The following is an 18,104-nucleotide window of genomic DNA, read 5'->3' on the forward strand; positions in this document are numbered from 1 at the left end:
CATGGAGGTGTCGGCCGGCCCCGGCCCCCGCGGGGCGGGGCCGGCCGGGGCGGGTTCAGCAGGTGAGGACCGCGGCGTCCCAGTCCTCGTCGGCGGCGAACAGCCGGCGCGGCTTCATCGCGTCGAGCCGGTTGGAGAGCAGCTCCAGCGGCACCAGGGTCCCGACCGGGACGGTCTCGACCCGGACCGGCACCCCGAGCGCCTCGGGTGCGTGGGCGGCCAGCGCGGCCCGGGCGTCGGCGGCGAACGGCGGCGCGGCCTCGATCTGCACGGTGAGGGCGTCCGCCCCGGCGCGGGCCCGCCAGAACATCACCCCGTACTCGGCGGGGAGCCCGAACACCGCGTCCTCCACCTGGCGGGACGTCACCGAGCCGCCCGCCACCGGGAGGTCGCTCCCGGCCCGGCCGAGCACCCGGACCGTCGGCAGGTACCAGCCGCAGGCGCAGTCCTGCGAGCGCAGCTCGACCAGGTCCTCCAGGTCGTAGCGCAGCAGTGGCATCGCCTCCCGGAACAGCGGGGTGAGCACCAGCTGTCCGACGCCCTCGGCGGAGATCTCGCCGGTGGCCGGGTCGCGGACCTCGGCCAGCACCCGGTCCGCCCACAGGTGCATCCGCCCCTGCGGGCAGGTGCCGGCCAGCGAGCCGATCTCGGTGCAGCCGTACTCCTCGACCACCGGCACGCCCCAGATCGCGGCGATCCGCTCCCGCCGGACCGGCCCGAGCGGTTCGCCGCCGACGTACAGCGCGCGCAGCGCCGGGAAGTCCTCGGCGGGCCGGTAGCCGGCGAGCTGCGCGCCGGCCGCCCAGACCAGGGTGTCGCTCGGTGTCGACCAGGTGAGGCTGACGTCCAGGTCGTGCAGGGCGCGGACGATCCGCGAGTACGGGGCGGCCAGCGAGCGGCAGTCCCCGGCGACCACGCTCGCGCCGGTGGCCAGGGCGGCCTGGTGGGCCAGGTGGCCGGCCAGCACCAGGGCGTACGGGATCCGCACCAGCAGGGTGTCGTCGGCCGTCATGGGGACCGACTTGCGGGTGAAGCGGTCGGTGAGGTCGGTCCACTCGGCCGCGGTGTAGTACGAGGGGGTGGGGACGCCGCTGCTGCCACTGGACTCGTGGTAGGTGGCGAGCTCCCGCCGCTCCACGGCGAGCATCCCGAACGGGTAGCTGCCGCGCAGGTCGTCCTTGCGGGTGACCCCGAGGTCGGCCAGGGCGGAGGGCTGACGGCCCGCCAGGCGCTCCCGGTAGAACGGGGAGCGCATGGCCCGCTCCAGGACGGTGTCGAGTTGCTTGGACTGGATCCGGCCGAGCTCCTCGAAGCTGGTCCAGTCGCCGATCTGCGGCAGTGCGGCGGGCATCGCCGGTCTCCTCCTTCGTTCGGGTCGGGCGCGCGGGTTCGGCGCGCCGCTCAGCTCGCCGGGTGCGGCGCGCTCGTGGTGGCCGCCGCCGCGAAGGCGCGGCCGGGCCGGGCCGGCAGGCCGGCCAGGTCGGCGTACCGCTCGCGCAGCACGCGCTTGAGCACCTTGCCGGTGGCGCCGACCGGCAGGTCCGGTCCGGTGGCGCAGTCCAGCAGTGCGAGCTCCGGCTGGCCGGCCGCACGCAGGGCCCGGTCGGCCCGGGTCAGCAGCTCGGCCGGGTCGGCGCCGGGTTCGCGCAGCCGGACCACCGCGACCGGGACGGTCCGGCCGGTGTGCCGGCCCGCGACCACCGCGCAGTCGGCGACCTCCGGCAGGGCCAGCAGCAGGGTCTCCTCCATCAGCACCGAGTAGCCCGGGCCGTCCTCGGTGTGGATCGCGTCGACCACCCGGTCGACGTGGAAGAAGTCGCCCTCGGCGTCCCGGCGGACCAGGTCCCCGGACAGGAACCAGGTGCCGATCCGGCTGCGGTAGGTGGTGTCGGAGTCGTTCCAGTAGCCGGGCGTCACCGCGGGGCTGTCCACGCCGAGCATGCCGACCTCGTCCGGTCCGGCCTCGCTGCCGTCCGGGCGCAGCACCGCGACCCGGGCGGGCGGTACCACCCGGCCGAGGTGGCGCGGGCGCGGCGGCGAGTCGGGGGTGAAGACCCGGCCGAGCGCGTTCCAGCCGAGCTCGGAGGAGCCCAGGCCGTCGCCGAAGAACGAGCCGGGGCGCCGTTCGCCGTCCGCCAGGTGGTACCCGAGGCTCATCAGGGTGCGCACGTGCCGGTCGTGCGCGGCGTCGCCCATGTTGATCCAGTAGCGCACCGAGGCGAAGTCCTCCGTGCGCAGCTCCGTGGTGGCCAGCGCCGCGTGGGTCTGGTTGAACGCCAGGACCAGCGTGGGCCGGTAGCGGGCGACCGCCGCCGCCACCTCGGGGCCGCCGGGGCGGGAGAGCGCGATCAGCGGGACCCCGGCCAGCAGGCAGTAGAGCGTGAACGCGGTCGCCCCGGCGTGCGACTGCGGCGCGGCGGACAGGATCCGCACGTCCGGGGCCTCGGCCCGCTCGGCGAGCCTGGCCCGCAGGCCGGCCACGCTCTGGGCGTGGGTGTGGACGACCGGCTTGGGGTCGCCGGTGGTGCCCGAGGAGTGGCAGATGAGCACCGGGTCGTCGGGGGCGTGCCGGTAGCAGGCCGCGTCCGGGAGCGGTCGGTGCGTCAGTCCGGCGGCGTCCTCGGCGGTGCGGGTCCAGGCGACGCCGGCCCCGGCCTGCCGCCCGGCCAGCTCCGCCAGGTGGGCGCGGTCGGTGTACAGGCCGACCGGGGCGGTGCGGCGGATCAGGCCGAGCGCCGTGTCGACCGGCATCCGGCCGTTGACCAGGACGGCGATGGCGCCGATCCGGGACAGCGCGGCCAGGTGCAGCTGGTCCTCGAACGAGTCGTCCAGGTACACCGCGACCCGATCGCGCGGCCGGACCCCGAGGTCGAGGTACCAGCCGGACCACGCCTGGGCGAGGTCGTCCAGTTCGGCGATGCTGAACTCGGCCTGCGGGCGGCCGTCCAGGCCGGTCAGCGGCCGGTCGGCGAGCAGCACCTTGGCGTCCGGGGCGGGACTGTGGCGGCGGGCGGCGGCCCAGGCGTTGCCGCCGCCGATCCCCTGGTCCGCGGCGAGCCGCCGGCGGTGCTCCAGGTCGAGCAGGGCGTCCGTGCTCAGTGCCATGACCGCCCCTCAGGCCGCGACGCGCGCGGCGTCGGTGAGTGCGCCGGTCCGGATCAGCTCGACCACGGCGGCGATGTCCTGGTCCATCCGGCGGTCGTGCCCGACGAACGGCGCGTGCTTGCGGACCAGGTCGTACACCGCCCGGGTGCGCGGGCCGGCCAGCTCCGGACCGCGCAGGTCGAGGGCCTGGCAGGCGGCCAGCAGGTGGATCGCGGCGGCCTCGCGGACCAGCTCGACGACGGTGTTGGCCTCGCGGGCGGCGATCGCGGACATGGAGACCTTGTCCTGGTTGTGCGCCTCGGTGGACCGGGAGAACACGCTCATCGGCCCGGAGGTCTTCAGCGCCTCCGCGGTCAGCGCGGAGCAGGCGATCTGCATGCCCTTGAAGCCGTGGTGCAGCCCGGCGTTCCAGTCGTCGTCGGCGAACCGGGGGATCAGGTTCGGGGTCAGGCCGTTGTTGAACTTCTCGTCGACCATCAGCTCCAGCTGGCGGTCCAGCAGGTCGGCGATGTTGGCGACGGCGACCTTGAGCGAGTCCATCGCCTGCACCACGTGGCCGCCGTAGAAGTTGCCGCCGCTGTGCACGGTGCGGGCCTCGACGTCGAACAGCGGGTTGTCGTTGGAGGAGTTGATCTCGGTCTCGACCCACTGCCGGGACCAGTCGAGGGTGTCCCGCAGCACGCCGGTGACGTGCGGGGCGCAGCGGATCGAGTAGCGGTCCTGGATGCTGCGGCGCAGCTGCTGGAAGCCCCGGTCGGCGAGGTCGTCGTTGAGGTCGACCACCTGGCTGTGGGAGCGGGCCAGCTCCGAGCCCTCCAGCAGGTCGCCGATGGTGCGGGCGCTGGTCAGCTGGCCGGGGTGCGGCTTCTGCTCGTGGATGAAGGCCGCGAAGTGGCCGCGGTTGCCCAGCAGCGCCTCGCTGGCCAGGGCGGTGCAGATGTCGGCGACCTCGGCGAGTTCGGCGGCGTCGGCCCAGGCCCGCACGGACCAGGCGGAGCTGAAGGAGGTGCCGTTGATCAGCGCGAGGCCGTCCTTGGCCTCCGGCCGCACCGGCTCCAGGCCGAGTTCGGCGAAGACCTCGGCGGCGTCGCGCAGGGCGCCGTCGTGGCGCACCAGGCCCTCGCCGATCAGGGTCGAGGCGACGTAGCACAGCGGGACGAGGTCGCCGCTGGCGCCGACCGAGCCGCGGGAGGGGATCTGCGGCAGCACGTCGTGGCGGATCAGGTCGAGCAGCCGGGCGACGATCTCCGGGGTCACCCCGGAACGGCCGCGGGCCAGGCAGTTGCCGCGGATCAGCAGGGTGGCCCGGACCACGTCGTCGGGGGCCGGCGCACCGGTGCCGTTGAGGTGGTAGCGGATCATGTTGTACTGCAGCTCGACGGCCTTCTCCGGGGAGATCTGGCGGGTGACGCTGTCGCCGAAGCCGGTGGTGACGCCGTAGATGGGCTTGCGGTCCGCGATCAGCTCGTGCTTGAGCTCGCGGGAGGCGGCCATCGCCCGGGCGGCCTCCTCCTCCACCCGGAAGTCGGTGCCGGGGTTGCGCATGGCGTGGACGACGTCCTCGATGGTCAGCGTCCGGCCGTCGATGGCGCGCCGGGTGTCCGGGCCGGCAGGGGCCGGCTCGCTGCGGGTGATTTCAGAAATGGTCATGACAGGAAGCACTCCTCGACGGTGGAACGGGACAGGCAGGTGGGACGGGAGCCGGCGTGACGGGGTGGGCGCGGCCGGGCGGGGCCGGCGTACGGACGGGCGGGGCCGGCGTACGGACAGCTGGGCTGCGGCCGCGGGTCAGGCGTCGAACCGTCCGCGGTGGAAGACCAGGGGCCGGGCCGGCTGCCGGGTGAGGCCGACCACCCGGCCCACCACCAGCACGTGGTCGCCGACCGTGATGCAGCGGTCCAGCTCGCACTCGATCACCCCGGGCGCGTCCGGCAGGGTCAGACAGCCGGTGGCCGGCCCCTGGACCCAGCCGGTGACCAGCTCCGGGCCGGGCCGCCGGTCCGCGGGCAGCGCCAGCGTGCGGGCCACCGGGCCGCTGCCCTCCGGCAGGATCGACGCGGCCCACACCCCGGCCGCGGACAGCGAGCACAGGAAGGACGAGTCCTCCCGCAGGTACATCGAGACCAGCTGCGGGCGGAGCGAGACCGAGGTCAGCGAGTTGACCACGATCGCGTCGTGGCCCGCGTCGGGGCCGCGGCCGGCCCGGGTGGTCACCGCGCAGACTCCGGTCACCAGTTCGCCCATCACCTCGCGGAAGGCCTGCTCGCCACCGGCAGTGCGTGGGTCGGGGCCGGCAGTGCGCGGGGCGGGACCGTCGGTACGCGGGTCGGGACCGTCGGTGCGCCGGTCGGGGCTGCGCCGCTCGACCCGGGTGCCGCTCACGGCTTGCCGGCCGCTCGGCCGGCGGCGGGCCCGGCCGCCACGACGGCCTCCGGGTCGGTGAGGTCGTCCGCCCGCCAGCCGGTGACGTCGTACTCGGCCAGGCACGCGTCCACCAGCGCCTTGCACTCGTCCAGGCCACCGGTGGCCCGGTAGCGCTGGAACGCCTCGATCCGGATGTTCTCGTGGTTGCCCGCGTAGTTCATCTCGTACAGCTCCCACCGGCCGCCGAAGTCGCTGCCGACCGAGTCCCAGATGAGCTTCATCAGCTTCACCCGGTCGATCGCCTCGACGCCGTGCCGGCCCCGGATGTAGCGGTCGAGGTACGGCCGCAGTTCGGGGGTGGCCCAGTCGCTGGCGTGCGAGTTGTTGTAGATCAGGGCGCTGCCGAGGTCACGGAAGAAGATCTCCCGGATCTTCGGGTAGACCGTGGAGGCGAACATCCGGTACGCCAGCGCGCTCTCGCTGTTGGGCATCACCGAGCCGTCCGGACGGACCACCGGGTTGTGCACCATCGAGTCGACCAGCCCCCACAGGATGTGCCGGTAGCCGAGCAGTTCGCCGAGCCTGGTCTGCACGCCGCGGAACTCGATCGCGCCGGTGGTGTCCAGGCCCTTGGTCAGCAGCCCGGTGAGGAAATCGAGTTTGACGGCCAGCCGGACGCAGCCGTGCAGCATCGAACGGAAATAGAATCCGGAGCCGGTGAAGAATCGATTCGCCTTCTCCACGTCGTAGCAGAACACGTTCTCCCAGGGCACCAGCACCTCGTCGAACACCAGGATTCCGTCGTTCTCGTCCATCCGGCTGCTCAGCGGCTGGTCGAACGGACTGCCGGCCACCGTGGCCTGGTACTCGTACGAGGCCCGAGAGATGATCTTCACGCCCGGCGCGTTGGTCGGCACCATGAAGTAGCAGGAGAGGTCCTTGGCCCCCTCGGGGACCTGACCGTAGTTGGCGACGAAGATGTACTGGGTCAGCGCCGCACTGGTGCCGACCACCTTCGCCCCCGAGACCACCAGGCCCGCGTCGGTCTCCCGGCACACCGACAGGTGGACGTCCCTGAGTTCGGTGACGTCCCGGTCCCGGTCGACCGGCGGGTTGACGATCCCGTGGCCGATGAAGATCACCTTCTCCTGGGCCTCGCGGTACCAGCGCGCGGCGTTCGCCTCGAACGGCGCGTAGTGCTGCGGGTCCGCGCCCAAGGTCGCCAGGAAGGCCGCCTTGAAATCCGGTGTGCGCCCCAGCCAGCCGTACGACATCCGCGCCCACTCGGCCATCGCGCCGACACCGGTGCGCAGGTCCTCGGCCGAGCGCGGCACCTTGTAGTACGGGTGCGTGAAGCCGCCGTTCCCGGTGTCGGTGGGGACCGTCAGCCGCCCGCGGCGCTCCGGGTCGTGCAGGGCGTCGTACAGCCGGGCCACCATGCGCGCGTTGTTCCGGAACGCCGGATGGGTGGTCACATCCTTGACCCGCTCGCCGTACGCCCACACCTCGCGCCCGTCGCGGAGGCTCTCCAGATACTCGTCCCCCGTGTACGGCCGGACCGAATTCTGTGCCTCGTCCGCCATTTTCACGCCTTCCCGATCATTCTGCCGGAATTTCCTCGCGCCCGAGGACCGCGGATCAGCGGTCCACGGGAAATCGGGTCCGCCACGGCCGCACCGGATCCGGCGGCCCATTCGCCTTTCCTCGGCGGCTCCCTCGCCGACGGAAACTAATATTCGGCGTCGAAGGGTGTCAAGGAATCCGCGGACCGGGTCACTTCACCAACCCGGCCACCTTGTATGGCTCCTGACGACCTCTCCGGACCGGCGCCCCGGCTGTCCCTCCGCCTGTCCCACCGCCTGTCCCTCCGCCTGTCCCACCGCCTGTCCCTCCGCCTGTCCCGCCGGCAGGACAGGCGGGGTGCGGGGAACGGCCGCGCCGACCCGCGGCCGATACCTGCTCCGACCAGCACCGCGGCACCCGGGACCGGGCCGGCGGGCGGACCGTTTCCCTGTTTCCCGGTGGAGTCAACCGGTCAACACTGGTCACGCCCTCCGGCCGGGGCCATTCTGGCTGCGGGGGCCGGCGCTTCGCACCAACACGAAGGAGCGTCCGGGAGCGGGGGAAACAACGAGTCCCACCGCCGTCCCTGCTCAGGTGGAAGACGACGGACGGATGAGAAACGTGAGCACCACCAGGACCGACCCCACAACGGGACAACGCCATCCCCTCGACCGCACCACGCGCCGGACGGCCCCCCACGGCCCCACCCGGCACCTGCCCGCCGCCGAACCCCGGCCGGCCGGCGGCCCGGGCACCGCCCACCGCGCCGGCGAATCCAGGACCCACCGCGGACAGCAGATCCTCACCACCCGGGTCGGCCTGCGGTTCCCGGCCGCACTCGCCTTCGAGACCTGGGAGCAGGCCGGCGCGAAGCTGTTCGAGACCGCCGACTCGTTCGCCTGGTGCCTCGGCGACTGGCTGGTCTACGGGCAGGACAAGTACGGCGACCGCTACCGCCGGGCGATCGACACCGCCGGCCTCGACTACCAGACGCTGCGCAACTACGCCTGGGTGGCCCGGAAGTTCACCATGGACCGACGGCACCCGGAGCTCAGCTTCCAGCACCACGCCGAGGTCGCCCCGCTCGACCACGCCGGGCAGGACCTCTGGCTCGCCCGCGCCCACGAGAACCGCTGGTCCAAGAGCGAGCTGCGCCGCAGGCTGCGCGCCGCCCGCAACCCCGTCCCGGTGAGCACCCCGGCGAAGCTCCCCGACCTGACCCTCCCCGAGCAGGCCATGGACCGCTGGCAGGCCGCGGCCGGCCGGGCCGGCGTACCGCTCGACGACTGGATCATCACGACGCTGGAGCAGGCGGCGGCCGCGGCGGCTTGAGGCGACCCGGCCGGCTTGCGGCGACCCGGGCGCAGCCGGTACCGGGCCCTGACCCGACGGCCGCCGACCCGGCCGCAGCTGACTGCCACTGACCCGGCCGGCCCGGCGCCGCCCGCTCCGTCCGCTCCGTCCGCTCCACCCGCGGAACACCCGAGACCCGCCCCGGAAGGTGGCTGTGATGCGAACCGCTCTGGTCGTCGGCACCGGCCTGATCGGCACCTCGGTGGGCCTCGCGCTGCGCGCCCAGGGAGTCGACGTCCACCTCTGCGACACCGACCCGGCCGCGCTGCGGGCCGCGACCGCACTCGGCGCCGGAAGGCCCGGGCCGCCGCCGGGCCGTGGCCGACCGGCCACGGCGGACGGCGTGGACATCGCCGTGGTGGCCGTCCCGCCGGACCGCGTCGCCGAAGTCCTGGCGCGCCTGCAGAAGGACGGCGCGGCCCGCGCCTACACCGACGTGGGAGCGGTGAAACTGCTGCCCCGGCAGCAGGCGCTGGCCCTCGGCTGCGACCTGTCCAGCTACATCGGCGGGCACCCGATGGCGGGCGAGGGCCGCGCCGGGCCGCTCGCCGCCCGCGCCGACCTGTTCCGCCGGCACCCGTGGGTGATCACCCCGACCGGCGCCACCGAGGACGCCGTCCTCAACCGCACTCTGGAACTGGTCGCGCTGTGCGGCGCCACCCCGGTGATCGCGGACGCCGCCGAACACGACCGGGCCGTCGCCCTGGTCTCGCACGCCCCGCTGCTGCTCGCCGCGCTGGCGGCGGGCCAGCTGACCCCGGACGAGGAATTCGCGCTGCGGCTGTCCACGCAGCCCGCGTACCCGGCCACCGGCGGCGCCGAGGGGGACCCGGCCCGGTCGGCCGAACTGCTCACCGCCAACGCCGAGGCAGTCGCCGACGTCCTGGAGCGGATCGGCGACCGGCTCCGGGTCGGCATCACCGCACTGCGCACCCTTGCAGCCGGTGCCGATGCCGGAGTCGGGGCCGGGGCCGGTGCCAGGACCGGCCCGGCGTCCGACTGCGCCCGCGACAAGGTCCGGCGGGCGGCCGCCACCGCGGACCTGCGGCAGCTGCTCGCCACCGGCGCCGCCGGCCGCGCCCGGATCCCGCCGCCCGCCGCGACCGGCCGGGCGGCCACCCTGAGCGTGGTGGTGAGCGACCGGCCGGGCGAACTGGGCCGGCTGTTCTCCGACGTCGCCGCGGCCGGCGTCAACGTCGACGACGTCCGGTTCGACCACCTGTCCGCCGGCCCCGGCGCCGCCGTGCGGCTGACCGTGCCCGCCGCGACCGCCCCGCTCCTCACCGACCGGCTGCGCGAAGGCGGCTGGACCACCCTCACCGGCCCCCGCCCCCCGCAGCCTCCCGAGCGCTCCCGGCCACCCTTGCCAGTCCAGCCGTCCGGCGACGGCACGGGCCGGTCGTGACCACACCGCGCAGCCCGCTGCGCAGAGCCGCCGCACACCCGACGGTCGCGCGACACCCGACACCCGGCACCCGGCGTCCGAAGCCCCGCACCCCGCACCCCGCACCCCGCAGGCGGATCCCGGCGGCGCGGGCCGGCCGTCAAGGCGGGTCAAGGGACGGGCGGCGCGGGTGAACAACACGTCAAGGCCCACCGCGCCGGGGCGGCCCGGGGCTTCCACTGGGGTGGTGAACCGGATCCGCCGGGGTCCGCACCGCTTCCGGGAGGCAGCTGATGACCATGACCGACACCTCCGCACCCGCCGGGGCCGAGCCGCCCGCACCGTGGTTCCCGCCTCGGGAGCGGCGGCCCCGGCCCGGCGCCGCGGCGGTCCGGGGGACGGACCGCCGGGGCCCCGAGGTCCCGGCCGCGCCGCCCGCAGAACCGCACGACCGGACACCGGCCCGCTGCCGGCTCGCCATGGGCTACCTGGACTGACCGACGGCAGCCCCCGCACTCGAACCTGCACTCCCCACCCACGCCCCAACCCGCACCGCGCGCCGTCGCCACCCCACCGCCGTCCGGGTGTTCCTCGCCGGGGCCGCGCAGCCGTCGGCGCTGTTGGGTGATCGGATAGTTACTCTGCGAGCACGGCCCACGTCAGGGCGGCCGGCGCGGCACAGAGGGAGCGCGGATGCGGATTGCGGTGTGTCAGAACAAGGGCGGTTCGGGGAAGTCGGCGATGGTGGTGAACCTCGCCGCCGCGCTCGCCGAGGGCGGTGACGAGGTCGACGTGGCCGACGTCGACCCCCAGGGGAACTCCTCCCGCCGGCTGGGCGCCCGGCCGGACGCCGATCAGATGACGATCAGTGAGGCGATCAAGTGCGACGCCCTGGGCGCCGCCCGCGACGCCTACGTCCCCTGCGGCTGGGGCGGGATCTACGGCAGCCGGATCCGCGTCCTGCCGGCCCGGTTCGAGCTGGAGAACCGGATCTCCGAGGCCGGTACGGTCGGTGCCGTCAAGCGGCTCCGCCGGGCGTTGGCCGGCTGCGACGACCGCCGGATCACCCTGCTCGACTGCCCGCCCTCGCTCGGGCACCTGACCCAGCTCGCGATGGTCGCCGCCGACGTGGTGCTGATCGTGGCGGAGCCGGAGTTCGACGGGATCGAGGGCGCCGTACGGGTGCTGAACTTCGTCCGCGACCACGCCGACGACCTCAGCAACCCCCGGCTCAGGGTGGCGGGCGTCGTCCCCTCCCGGGTCCGGACCGGCCTCGGTGTCCACGACTTCCAGATCGACGGCCTGGACAGCTGCTTCCCCGGCCTGGTCTGGGCCCCGCACATCAGGGAACGGGCCGTGGTCAAGGCCGCCGCCGACTCGGTGGCACCGCTCCGTTCGCTGCGCAGCCAGCCCGCCCGCGAGGTCGCGGACGACTTCGCCAAGCTCGCCACCCGGGTCAAGGACCTCCGGGCGGCCGCCGCATGAGCGAGCGCCCGCGCCTTCAGCGTCCCGACGGCAGCGCGGCCCTGACCGGCCCGGAGACCCTGCTGATCGGCAACCGCCCGGGCAGCCGCCGGGCCACCGTCCCCACCGCCGCCACCGGCTCCCCCGGCCCGGCTGGTCCGACCGGCCCGGCCGGGTCGGCGGGGGCCGCCGGGTCCGCCGCCCGGCCGGACGGCCTCGCCACGTGCACCCTCGCCGAGCTGGAGGCCCGGGTGGCCGCCGCCCAGGCCGAAGGCGTGGAGGCCGTCCGGCAGGCCGAGGCGCAGTTCGAGGCGGACAAGCAGACGGCACACGCCCGGTTCGCCCAGCAGGCCGGACCCGCCCTGTGGGAGATCCACGACCGGAAGCTCTACCGCTCCACCCACAGCACCTGGGAGGAGTACCTCGGCGAGCGCTGGGGCCTGTCGCGGTCCTATGCGCACCGCCTGCTCGAGATGATCCCGGTGCAGGCCGCGCTGTTGCCAAATCCGGCTTTTGGCAACCTCGTGCTCCGCGAGTCGCAGGCCCGGGTGCTGGTCCCGGTCCTGCGCGAGTACGGCCCCGCGCAGGTGCGGGAGGTGGTCGAGAAGGCGCTGGCCGACGGTGCCCGGCCGACCGCCAAGGCGCTGACCGCCGCCCGTACCGAACTGGGCTACTCCCCCGTGACCGTCGGGGAGTGGGCGCCCGGCGAGCCGTCGGACCGGCCCGAACCGGCACCGGACCTGGAGGACAGCCGGCTCGCGCTCGGCGACCTCGAACGGCTGGCCGGCGTCCTGCGGGCGGCCCTGCGCGATCTGCCCGGCTCCCTGCCCGCGACCGCCGCCCGCGGCTTCCCTGACGAGACCCGGGCGGCCGTCACGGACCTGCGCCGGCAGCTGCGCCGGGCGGCGGCCCTGGTCGGGACGGACCTGGTCGGGACGGACCGGGTCGGGACGGACCGGGTCGGGACGGACCGGGTCGGGACGGACCGGGTCGGGTCGGACCGGGTCGGGTCGGACCGGGTGGAACGCCCGCCGGTCCACCCGTAGCGGCCCCGCGGCCGGGTCCGTCCGGGACCCGGCCGCTCGGTCATCGCCCCCGGCCGCTCGGTCATCGCCCCGGCGCCCGGCAGCGTCTCCCCCGGCGCGTCCCCGGCCCCCGCACCTCCGCGGCACCGACCCGCCCCCGACCGAGCGCCCCCGACCGACACCCACCGGCGGGCGGCACCCGGGAGGACGGGCCGGAGCCGGGGCGGGCCCCGGCGGCCGTGGTGCCTCCGAACGGGTGGACTCGCCGGATCCCGCACCGGACCGGGATCACGGCCCGGGGACCGGGTGGTGACGTTGGCACCCGAGTCCCCGACCCGAAGGAAGCGCCGACGTGAGCCGTTCCCCCTCCCGCCGTCTGTTCACCAGAGCGCTGTTCGCGGCGTCCGTCCTGTCCCCCGTGGCAGCGGCCCCCGCCACAGCCGCGGAGCCCGCCGCGGCCGCGGAGCCCGGTGCGGCCGCGGAGCCCGGTGCGGCCGCAGGGCTCGGCCGGGCCGGACGGCCCGAGGCGGCCGACCGGTCCTCGGACGGCGGCCCCGCGGACGGATTCGGTCCCGACCTGACCGCGCGGCTGGACCGGGCCGTCGAGGACACCCGCCGGCAGGCCGGCATCCCCGGCGCCGTGGTCGGGCTCTGGTTCCCGGAGCGGGGCAGCTACGTCCGCGCGTCCGGGGTGGCCGACACCGCGACCGGCGCCCCGATGACCACCGGTGTCTTCAGCCGGATCGGCAGCGAGACCAAGACCTTCACGGTCACCGCGCTGCTCCGGCTCGTCGACGACCGCAGGATCGGCCTGGACGACCCGATCTGCGCCTACGTCGACGGTGTGCCGGACGGTGGACGGATCACACTGCGTCAACTCGCCGGGATGCGCAGCGGCCTGTTCCCGTTCACCTCCGACCCGGACTTCATCCAGGCGCTGGAGAGCGACCCGGCCCGCTCGTTCACCCCGCAGGAGACGCTCGCGTACGGCTTCAAGCACGCGAACACCTTCGCGCCGGGCGAGACCTTCCAGTACTGCAACAGCAACCTCGTGCTGCTCGGCCTGGTGATCGAGAAGGTCAGCGGCCAGCGGCTGGCCGACTTCATCGACCGGCGGGTGCTCCGCCCCGCCCGCCTGCGCCACACGCTGCTCCCGAACGGGACCGAGTTCCCGCAACCGCACGCCCACGGCTACACCGACCAGACACCGAGCGGCGCGGTCGCCGACTCCACCGACTGGAACCCCAGCTGGGCCTGGGCGGCCGGAGCGATGATCTCGAACCTGCACGACCTGCGCCGCTGGGCCGAGATCGTCGCCACCGGCACCCTGCTCAGCCCGCGGACCCAGGCGGAGCGGCTCACCATGCTGCCGACCGGATTCCCCGGGACCTGCTACGGCCTCGGCATCTTCGAGACCGGCGGCTGGATCGGGCACAACGGCTCCATCCCGGGCTACGAGAGCGTCACCGTGTACCTGCCCGCCCAGCGGGCCACCATGGTGCTCCTGCTGAACACCGACATCGGCTCCGCAGGCCAGGAGCCCAGCTCGCTGCTGGCCCGGGCGCTCACCGAGGTCCTGACCCCCGACCACGTCTACGACCGCCCGGTCCCGCCCCGCTAGGCCGTCCCGATTCCCGTGCGGGGGCGGGGCCCGGCGCCCGCCCCCGCGCGGAAGGTGCGGCGGTAGGTGTCCGGCGGGACGCCGACCGTCCGGTTGAAGTGCCGGCGCAGCGTCGTGGCGGTGCCCGTACCGGTGGCGGCCGCGATGACGTCGACGGTGTCGTCGGAGTTCTCCAGCAGCTCCTGGGCGCGGCGGATCCGCTGGGTCAGCAGCCACTGCAGGGGCGTGGTGCCGGTCACCGCCCTGAACTGCCGGCCCAGGTTGCGCGGGCTCATCCCCGCCCGGCGGGCCAGGTCGGTGACGGTCAGCGGCTCGTCGAGGCGTTCCATCACCCAGGGGAGCAGCGCGGAGAGCGGGTGGCCGGTCCGGGCAGGTACCGGTGTCGTGACGAACTGGGCCTGCCCGCCGGCCCGGTGCGGTGGCACGACCAGGCGGCGGGCGACCACGTTGGCCGTCGACGAACCGTGGTCCAGGCGGACGAGGTGCAGGCACAGGTCCATCGCGGCGGCCTTGCCCGCTGATGTGAGCACGCTGCCGTTGTCGACGTAGAGCACGTCCGGGTCGACCTCGACCTCGGGGTAGCGGTCGGCCAGTGCCTCGGTGTGCGCCCAGTGGGTGGTCGCGCGCTTCCCGTCCAGCAGGCCGGCCGCGGCCAGCACGAACGCGCCCGTGCACAGCGAGGCCACCCGCGCGCCCGCCTCGTGCGCCGCGCGTACCGCGTCGACCAGGTCGGCGGGCGGCTCCTCGTCGACGTCGGCCAGGGCGGGGACGATCACGGTGTCGGCGTGCCGGAGCCGGTCGAGCCCGCCGTCGGGCTCGACCCGGAACCGGCCGACCCGCACGGCGTCGGACCCGCAGACGGCGACGTCGTACCAGGGGCCGGCCACCGCCGCCGGGGCGGAGCCGAAGACCTCGTAGGCCACGGACAGTTCGAAGTGCAGCATCCCGTCGGTGACGGCCAGCGCGACAGTATCCATGTCCGGAACTGTACGGGCCATGGCGTTCCGGACACTCACGGCGAGGTGTCCGCCCCACCAGAATTGGCCACATCGGATCGATCGAGCACGAGGGGGAGAGTCTCATGGGACAGGCCAGGACGGTGGCGGTGGCGGTGTTCGGCGCGTACGGACACACGGGACGGTTCGTGGTGGCGCGGCTGCTGGAGCGCGGGTTCCTCCCGGTGCTCGCCGGGCGCGACCCCGGCCGGCTGGAGGCGCTGGCGACGTCCCACCCGGGCCTGGAGGCCCGGCCCGCCTCGGTCGACGACCCGGCCTCGCTGGACCGCGCCTTGGCCGGGACGGCGGCGGTCGTCAACTGCGCCGGGCCGTTCGCCACGACGGCCGCACCCGTGATCGAGGCGGCGCTGCGGGCGGGCATCCCGTACGTGGACGTGGCGGCCGAGATCGAGGCCAACGTCGACACCTTCGCGCGCTTCTCGGACCGCGCCCGGGCCGCCGGGGCGGTCGTCGTGCCCGCGATGGCCTTCTACGGGGGGCTCGGTGACCTGCTGGCCACCGCCGCGATGGGCGACTGGACGGCGGCCGACGAAGTGCACATCGCGTACGGGCTGGACGGCTGGCACCCCACGGAGGGGACCCGCGCCGCCGGCCGGGTGTCCCGGGAGCGGCGGGGCGGCCGCCGGGTCCGCTTCGCGAACGGGCGGCTGGAGTACCGCGACGACGCGCCGCCCACCCTGGAGTGGGACTTCCCCCGCCCGCTGGGCACCCGGGCCGTCGTCGGGGAGTTCACGATGGCCGACGCCGTCACCATCCCGGGGCACCTGTCCGTTCCCGAGGTGCACAGCTACATGACGGTGGAGGCGGTCCGGGAGCTGTCGGCGCCGGACACCCCGGCGCCGACCCCGGTGGACCGGGACGGACGGTCGGCCCAGACCTTCCTGGTCGACGTCGTGGTGCGCTCCGGCGGCGCCGAACGCCGCGCCGTGGCGACGGGCCGGGACATCTACGCCGTCACTGCGCCGCTCGCGGTGGAGGCGGTCGAGCGCATCCTCTCGGGACGGACCAGGACGGTCGGCGTCGCCTCCGCGGGCGAGATCTTCGACGCACCCGACTTCCTCCGGGCGCTCTCCACGCACCTCTCCGTCGACCTGGACGGGTGACGGACCGCCACCCGCCGCCGGAACAACCGATCAGACACCACGTCATGAACGATGGCGGGAGGCCCCGGTCCCCCTTCGCCGGAATTGGTCCAGACCTATTGACGGGCACTGCCGCCGCTCCTACGATCCGGATCGGCACAGCCCCACATGTCCCCACCTCACCCAGAGCCGGGCGCCACGCCCCCACGCGTTGGTCATGCCCATGACGTGCGCTCGGCGGGAAGGGAGCTCACCATGTTCCGTCGAAGGTCCCGCACCCCCCGTCCGGCGGACGGAGTCCGCCCCGGCAGCGAGCGCCCCGGCACCGAACGGGCCGTCGGCACCCGGCCACCAGCCGCCCACCCCCAGCACGGGCCGACCGTCCTGCGGCGCTCCCTCGCCGGGGTGAGCGCCGCGGCCGTCATCGGCGCCGGCCTCGCCGTGACCGGCTCCGTCACGGCGGGCGCCGCCACCCCCAACCTGGTGGCCAACGCGGGCTTCGAGAGCGGTCTCTCCGCCTGGACCTGCTCCGGCGGCTCCGGGGCGGCAGTCGGCAGCCCGGTCCACTCCGGCACCTCCGCCCTCAGGGCGACGCCGAGCGGCCAGGACAACGCCCAGTGCAGCCAGACCATCAGCGTCCAGCCCAACTCCCAGTACACGCTGAGCGCCTACGTCCAGGGCAGCTACGTCTACCTGGGCGCCACCGGCACCGGCCTCACCACCGCCCCGTCCACCTGGACACCGAACAATGCGGCGTACGGCCAGCTCAGCGTCGCCTTCACCACCGGGGCAACCACCACCTCGGTGACCGTCTACCTGCACGGCTGGTACGGGCAGCCGGCCTACTACGCGGACGACGTGTCGCTCACCGGCCCCGGCGGCAGCAGCCCCAGCCCGTCGACCAGCCCGACCTCGTCCACCAGCCCCTCGCCGTCCGCCAGCCCCTCCACCAGCCCCACGCCTTCCGGCAGCCCGTCCACCAGCCCCTCGAGCAGCCCCACGTCGTCCACCAGCCCGACCTCGCCGGGCGACACCTGCGCGACCAAGCCCAAGCCGGCGGGCAAGGTGCTGCAGGGCTACTGGGAGAACTGGGACGGCGCCGCCAACGGCGTCCACCCCGGCATGGGCTGGGTCCCCATCACCGACAGCCGGATCGCCGCCCACGGCTACAACGTCATCAACGCCGCCTTCCCGGTGATCCTCTCCGACGGCACCGTGCTGTGGCAGGACGGGATGGACGCCGGCGTCAAGGTCTCCACCCCCGCCGAGATGTGCCAGGCCAAGGCGGCCGGGGCGACGCTCCTGATGTCGATCGGCGGCGCCGCCGCCGGCATCGACCTCAGCTCCAGCACCGTCGCCGACAAGTTCGTGGCGACCGTCGTGCCGATCCTCAAGAAGTACAACTTCGACGGGATCGACATCGACATCGAGACCGGCCTGTCGGGCAGCGGCAACATCAACACGCTGTCCGCCTCCCAGTCCAACCTGATCCGCATCATCGACGGCGTCCTCGCCCAGATGCCGGCCGGCTTCGGCCTCACCATGGCCCCCGAGACCGCCTACGTCACCGGGGGAAGCGTCACCTACGGGTCGATCTGGGGCTCCTACCTGCCGATCATCAAGAAGTACGCCGACAACGGGCGCCTGTGGTGGCTCAACATGCAGTACTACAACGGCAGCATGTACGGCTGCTCCGGCGACTCCTACCAGGCCGGCACCGTCCAGGGCTTCACCGCCCAGACCACCTGCCTGAACACCGGCCTGGTCGTCCAGGGCACCACCATCAAGGTCCCGTACGACAAGCAGGTGCCCGGCCTGCCGGCCCAGCCCGGCGCGGGCGGCGGCTACCTGACGCCCAGCCTGGTCGGCCAGTCCTGGAACGCCTTCGGCGGTTCGCTCAAGGGACTGATGACCTGGTCCGTCAACTGGGACGGCTCCAAGGGCTGGACCTTCGGCGACAACGTCAAGGCCCTCCAAGGACGCTGACACCCGGCCGAGCACGGCCCCGGGCGGGCTCGGGGACGCCGGCCGGGCGGGGCCCGGGAGAGCCACCTGCTCCCGGGCCCCGCCCGGCTTCCGCGGGCCCGGCCCGCCCACGGGCCGCGGATCCGTCCCCGGTGCCGCTGA

At 74.5% G+C, this 18,104-nt stretch carries 14 protein-coding genes; 8 read left to right on the forward strand and 6 right to left on the reverse strand.

What is annotated here, in order from left to right:
- Nucleotides 1-55: 55 nt before the first annotated feature.
- From AC2TEW_RS07980 to AC2TEW_RS08000, 5 genes are all read right to left on the reverse strand, one after another.
- Nucleotides 56-1,351 carry a phenylacetate--CoA ligase family protein gene (locus tag AC2TEW_RS07980; protein WP_484622637.1) on the reverse strand — a complete coding sequence of 432 codons (1,296 nt, stop codon included), beginning with the start codon at nt 1,349-1,351 and terminating at the stop codon, nt 56-58.
- A 50-nt stretch (nt 1,352-1,401) separates the two neighbouring features.
- On the reverse strand, nt 1,402-3,105 hold the full coding sequence (locus tag AC2TEW_RS07985; RefSeq protein ID WP_484622638.1) for a class I adenylate-forming enzyme family protein: 1,704 nt from the start codon (nt 3,103-3,105) through the stop codon (nt 1,402-1,404).
- Between the two features lie 9 nt (nt 3,106-3,114).
- Entirely contained in the window at nt 3,115-4,755 is a 1,641-nt protein-coding gene (locus tag AC2TEW_RS07990; protein ID WP_484622639.1) for an aromatic amino acid lyase, read from the reverse strand.
- Between the two features lie 138 nt (nt 4,756-4,893).
- Nucleotides 4,894-5,487, reverse strand: a complete 594-nt coding sequence (locus AC2TEW_RS07995) for a flavin reductase family protein (protein ID WP_484622640.1) — start codon at nt 5,485-5,487, stop codon at nt 4,894-4,896.
- The gene (locus AC2TEW_RS08000) at nt 5,484-7,052 is read right to left on the reverse strand and encodes a 4-hydroxyphenylacetate 3-hydroxylase family protein (protein ID WP_484622641.1); all 1,569 of its coding nucleotides are present in this window, start codon (nt 7,050-7,052) and stop codon (nt 5,484-5,486) included. The genes AC2TEW_RS07995 and AC2TEW_RS08000 overlap by 4 nt, the downstream gene beginning before the upstream one ends.
- 601 nt (nt 7,053-7,653) lie before the next feature.
- Here AC2TEW_RS08000 and AC2TEW_RS08005 point away from each other — a divergent pair.
- From AC2TEW_RS08005 to AC2TEW_RS08030, 6 genes are all read left to right on the forward strand, one after another.
- Nucleotides 7,654-8,364, forward strand: a complete 711-nt coding sequence (locus tag AC2TEW_RS08005; RefSeq protein WP_484622642.1) for an LmbU family transcriptional regulator — start codon at nt 7,654-7,656, stop codon at nt 8,362-8,364.
- A 178-nt stretch (nt 8,365-8,542) separates the two neighbouring features.
- Entirely contained in the window at nt 8,543-9,790 is a 1,248-nt protein-coding gene (locus tag AC2TEW_RS08010; protein ID WP_484622643.1) for a prephenate dehydrogenase, read from the forward strand.
- Nucleotides 9,791-10,062: 272 nt separating this feature from the next.
- The gene (locus AC2TEW_RS08015; protein ID WP_484622644.1) at nt 10,063-10,266 is read left to right on the forward strand and encodes a hypothetical protein; all 204 of its coding nucleotides are present in this window, start codon (nt 10,063-10,065) and stop codon (nt 10,264-10,266) included.
- A 196-nt stretch (nt 10,267-10,462) separates the two neighbouring features.
- A complete protein-coding gene (locus tag AC2TEW_RS08020) occupies nt 10,463-11,254 on the forward strand; it encodes a ParA family protein (protein WP_484622645.1) in 792 nt (263 codons plus the stop codon).
- On the forward strand, nt 11,251-12,279 hold the full coding sequence (locus AC2TEW_RS08025) for a hypothetical protein (protein WP_484622646.1): 1,029 nt from the start codon (nt 11,251-11,253) through the stop codon (nt 12,277-12,279). The genes AC2TEW_RS08020 and AC2TEW_RS08025 overlap by 4 nt, the downstream gene beginning before the upstream one ends.
- A gap of 331 nt (nt 12,280-12,610) precedes the next feature.
- On the forward strand, nt 12,611-13,879 hold the full coding sequence (locus AC2TEW_RS08030; protein WP_484622647.1) for a serine hydrolase domain-containing protein: 1,269 nt from the start codon (nt 12,611-12,613) through the stop codon (nt 13,877-13,879).
- On the opposite strand, the gene AC2TEW_RS08035 is transcribed toward AC2TEW_RS08030, so the two are convergent.
- The gene (locus AC2TEW_RS08035) at nt 13,876-14,856 is read right to left on the reverse strand and encodes a helix-turn-helix domain-containing protein (RefSeq protein WP_484622648.1); all 981 of its coding nucleotides are present in this window, start codon (nt 14,854-14,856) and stop codon (nt 13,876-13,878) included. The two genes, AC2TEW_RS08030 and AC2TEW_RS08035, sit on opposite strands and share 4 nt — an antisense overlap.
- A 104-nt stretch (nt 14,857-14,960) precedes the next feature.
- On the opposite strand from AC2TEW_RS08035, the gene AC2TEW_RS08040 reads away from it, so the two are divergent.
- Together AC2TEW_RS08040 and AC2TEW_RS08045 are read left to right on the forward strand one after the other, a co-directional pair.
- A complete protein-coding gene (locus AC2TEW_RS08040; RefSeq protein ID WP_484622649.1) occupies nt 14,961-15,998 on the forward strand; it encodes a saccharopine dehydrogenase family protein in 1,038 nt (345 codons plus the stop codon).
- A 234-nt stretch (nt 15,999-16,232) separates the two neighbouring features.
- Entirely contained in the window at nt 16,233-17,963 is a 1,731-nt protein-coding gene (locus AC2TEW_RS08045) for a carbohydrate binding domain-containing protein (protein ID WP_484622650.1), read from the forward strand.
- Nucleotides 17,964-18,104 lie beyond the last annotated feature (141 nt).

This window comes from Kitasatospora sp. NEAU-CNBT7 (assembly GCF_057220535.1).

What these genes read in the sequence shown, in the direction of transcription:
- AC2TEW_RS08025 (WP_484622646.1), top strand. Translation starts at nt 11,251, where the DNA reads ATGAGCGAGCGCCCGCGCCTTCAGCGTCCCGACGGCAGCGCGGCCCTG.
- AC2TEW_RS07980 (WP_484622637.1), bottom strand. Translation starts at nt 1,351, where the DNA reads ATGCCCGCCGCACTGCCGCAGATCGGCGACTGGACCAGCTTCGAGGAG.
- AC2TEW_RS08040 (WP_484622649.1), top strand. Translation starts at nt 14,961, where the DNA reads ATGGGACAGGCCAGGACGGTGGCGGTGGCGGTGTTCGGCGCGTACGGA.
- AC2TEW_RS07990 (WP_484622639.1), bottom strand. Translation starts at nt 4,755, where the DNA reads ATGACCATTTCTGAAATCACCCGCAGCGAGCCGGCCCCTGCCGGCCCG.
- AC2TEW_RS08035 (WP_484622648.1), bottom strand. Translation starts at nt 14,856, where the DNA reads ATGGATACTGTCGCGCTGGCCGTCACCGACGGGATGCTGCACTTCGAA.
- AC2TEW_RS07985 (WP_484622638.1), bottom strand. Translation starts at nt 3,105, where the DNA reads ATGGCACTGAGCACGGACGCCCTGCTCGACCTGGAGCACCGCCGGCGG.
- AC2TEW_RS08010 (WP_484622643.1), top strand. Translation starts at nt 8,543, where the DNA reads ATGCGAACCGCTCTGGTCGTCGGCACCGGCCTGATCGGCACCTCGGTG.
- AC2TEW_RS08020 (WP_484622645.1), top strand. Translation starts at nt 10,463, where the DNA reads ATGCGGATTGCGGTGTGTCAGAACAAGGGCGGTTCGGGGAAGTCGGCG.
- AC2TEW_RS08015 (WP_484622644.1), top strand. Translation starts at nt 10,063, where the DNA reads ATGACCATGACCGACACCTCCGCACCCGCCGGGGCCGAGCCGCCCGCA.
- AC2TEW_RS08045 (WP_484622650.1), top strand. Translation starts at nt 16,233, where the DNA reads ATGTTCCGTCGAAGGTCCCGCACCCCCCGTCCGGCGGACGGAGTCCGC.
- AC2TEW_RS08000 (WP_484622641.1), bottom strand. Translation starts at nt 7,052, where the DNA reads ATGGCGGACGAGGCACAGAATTCGGTCCGGCCGTACACGGGGGACGAG.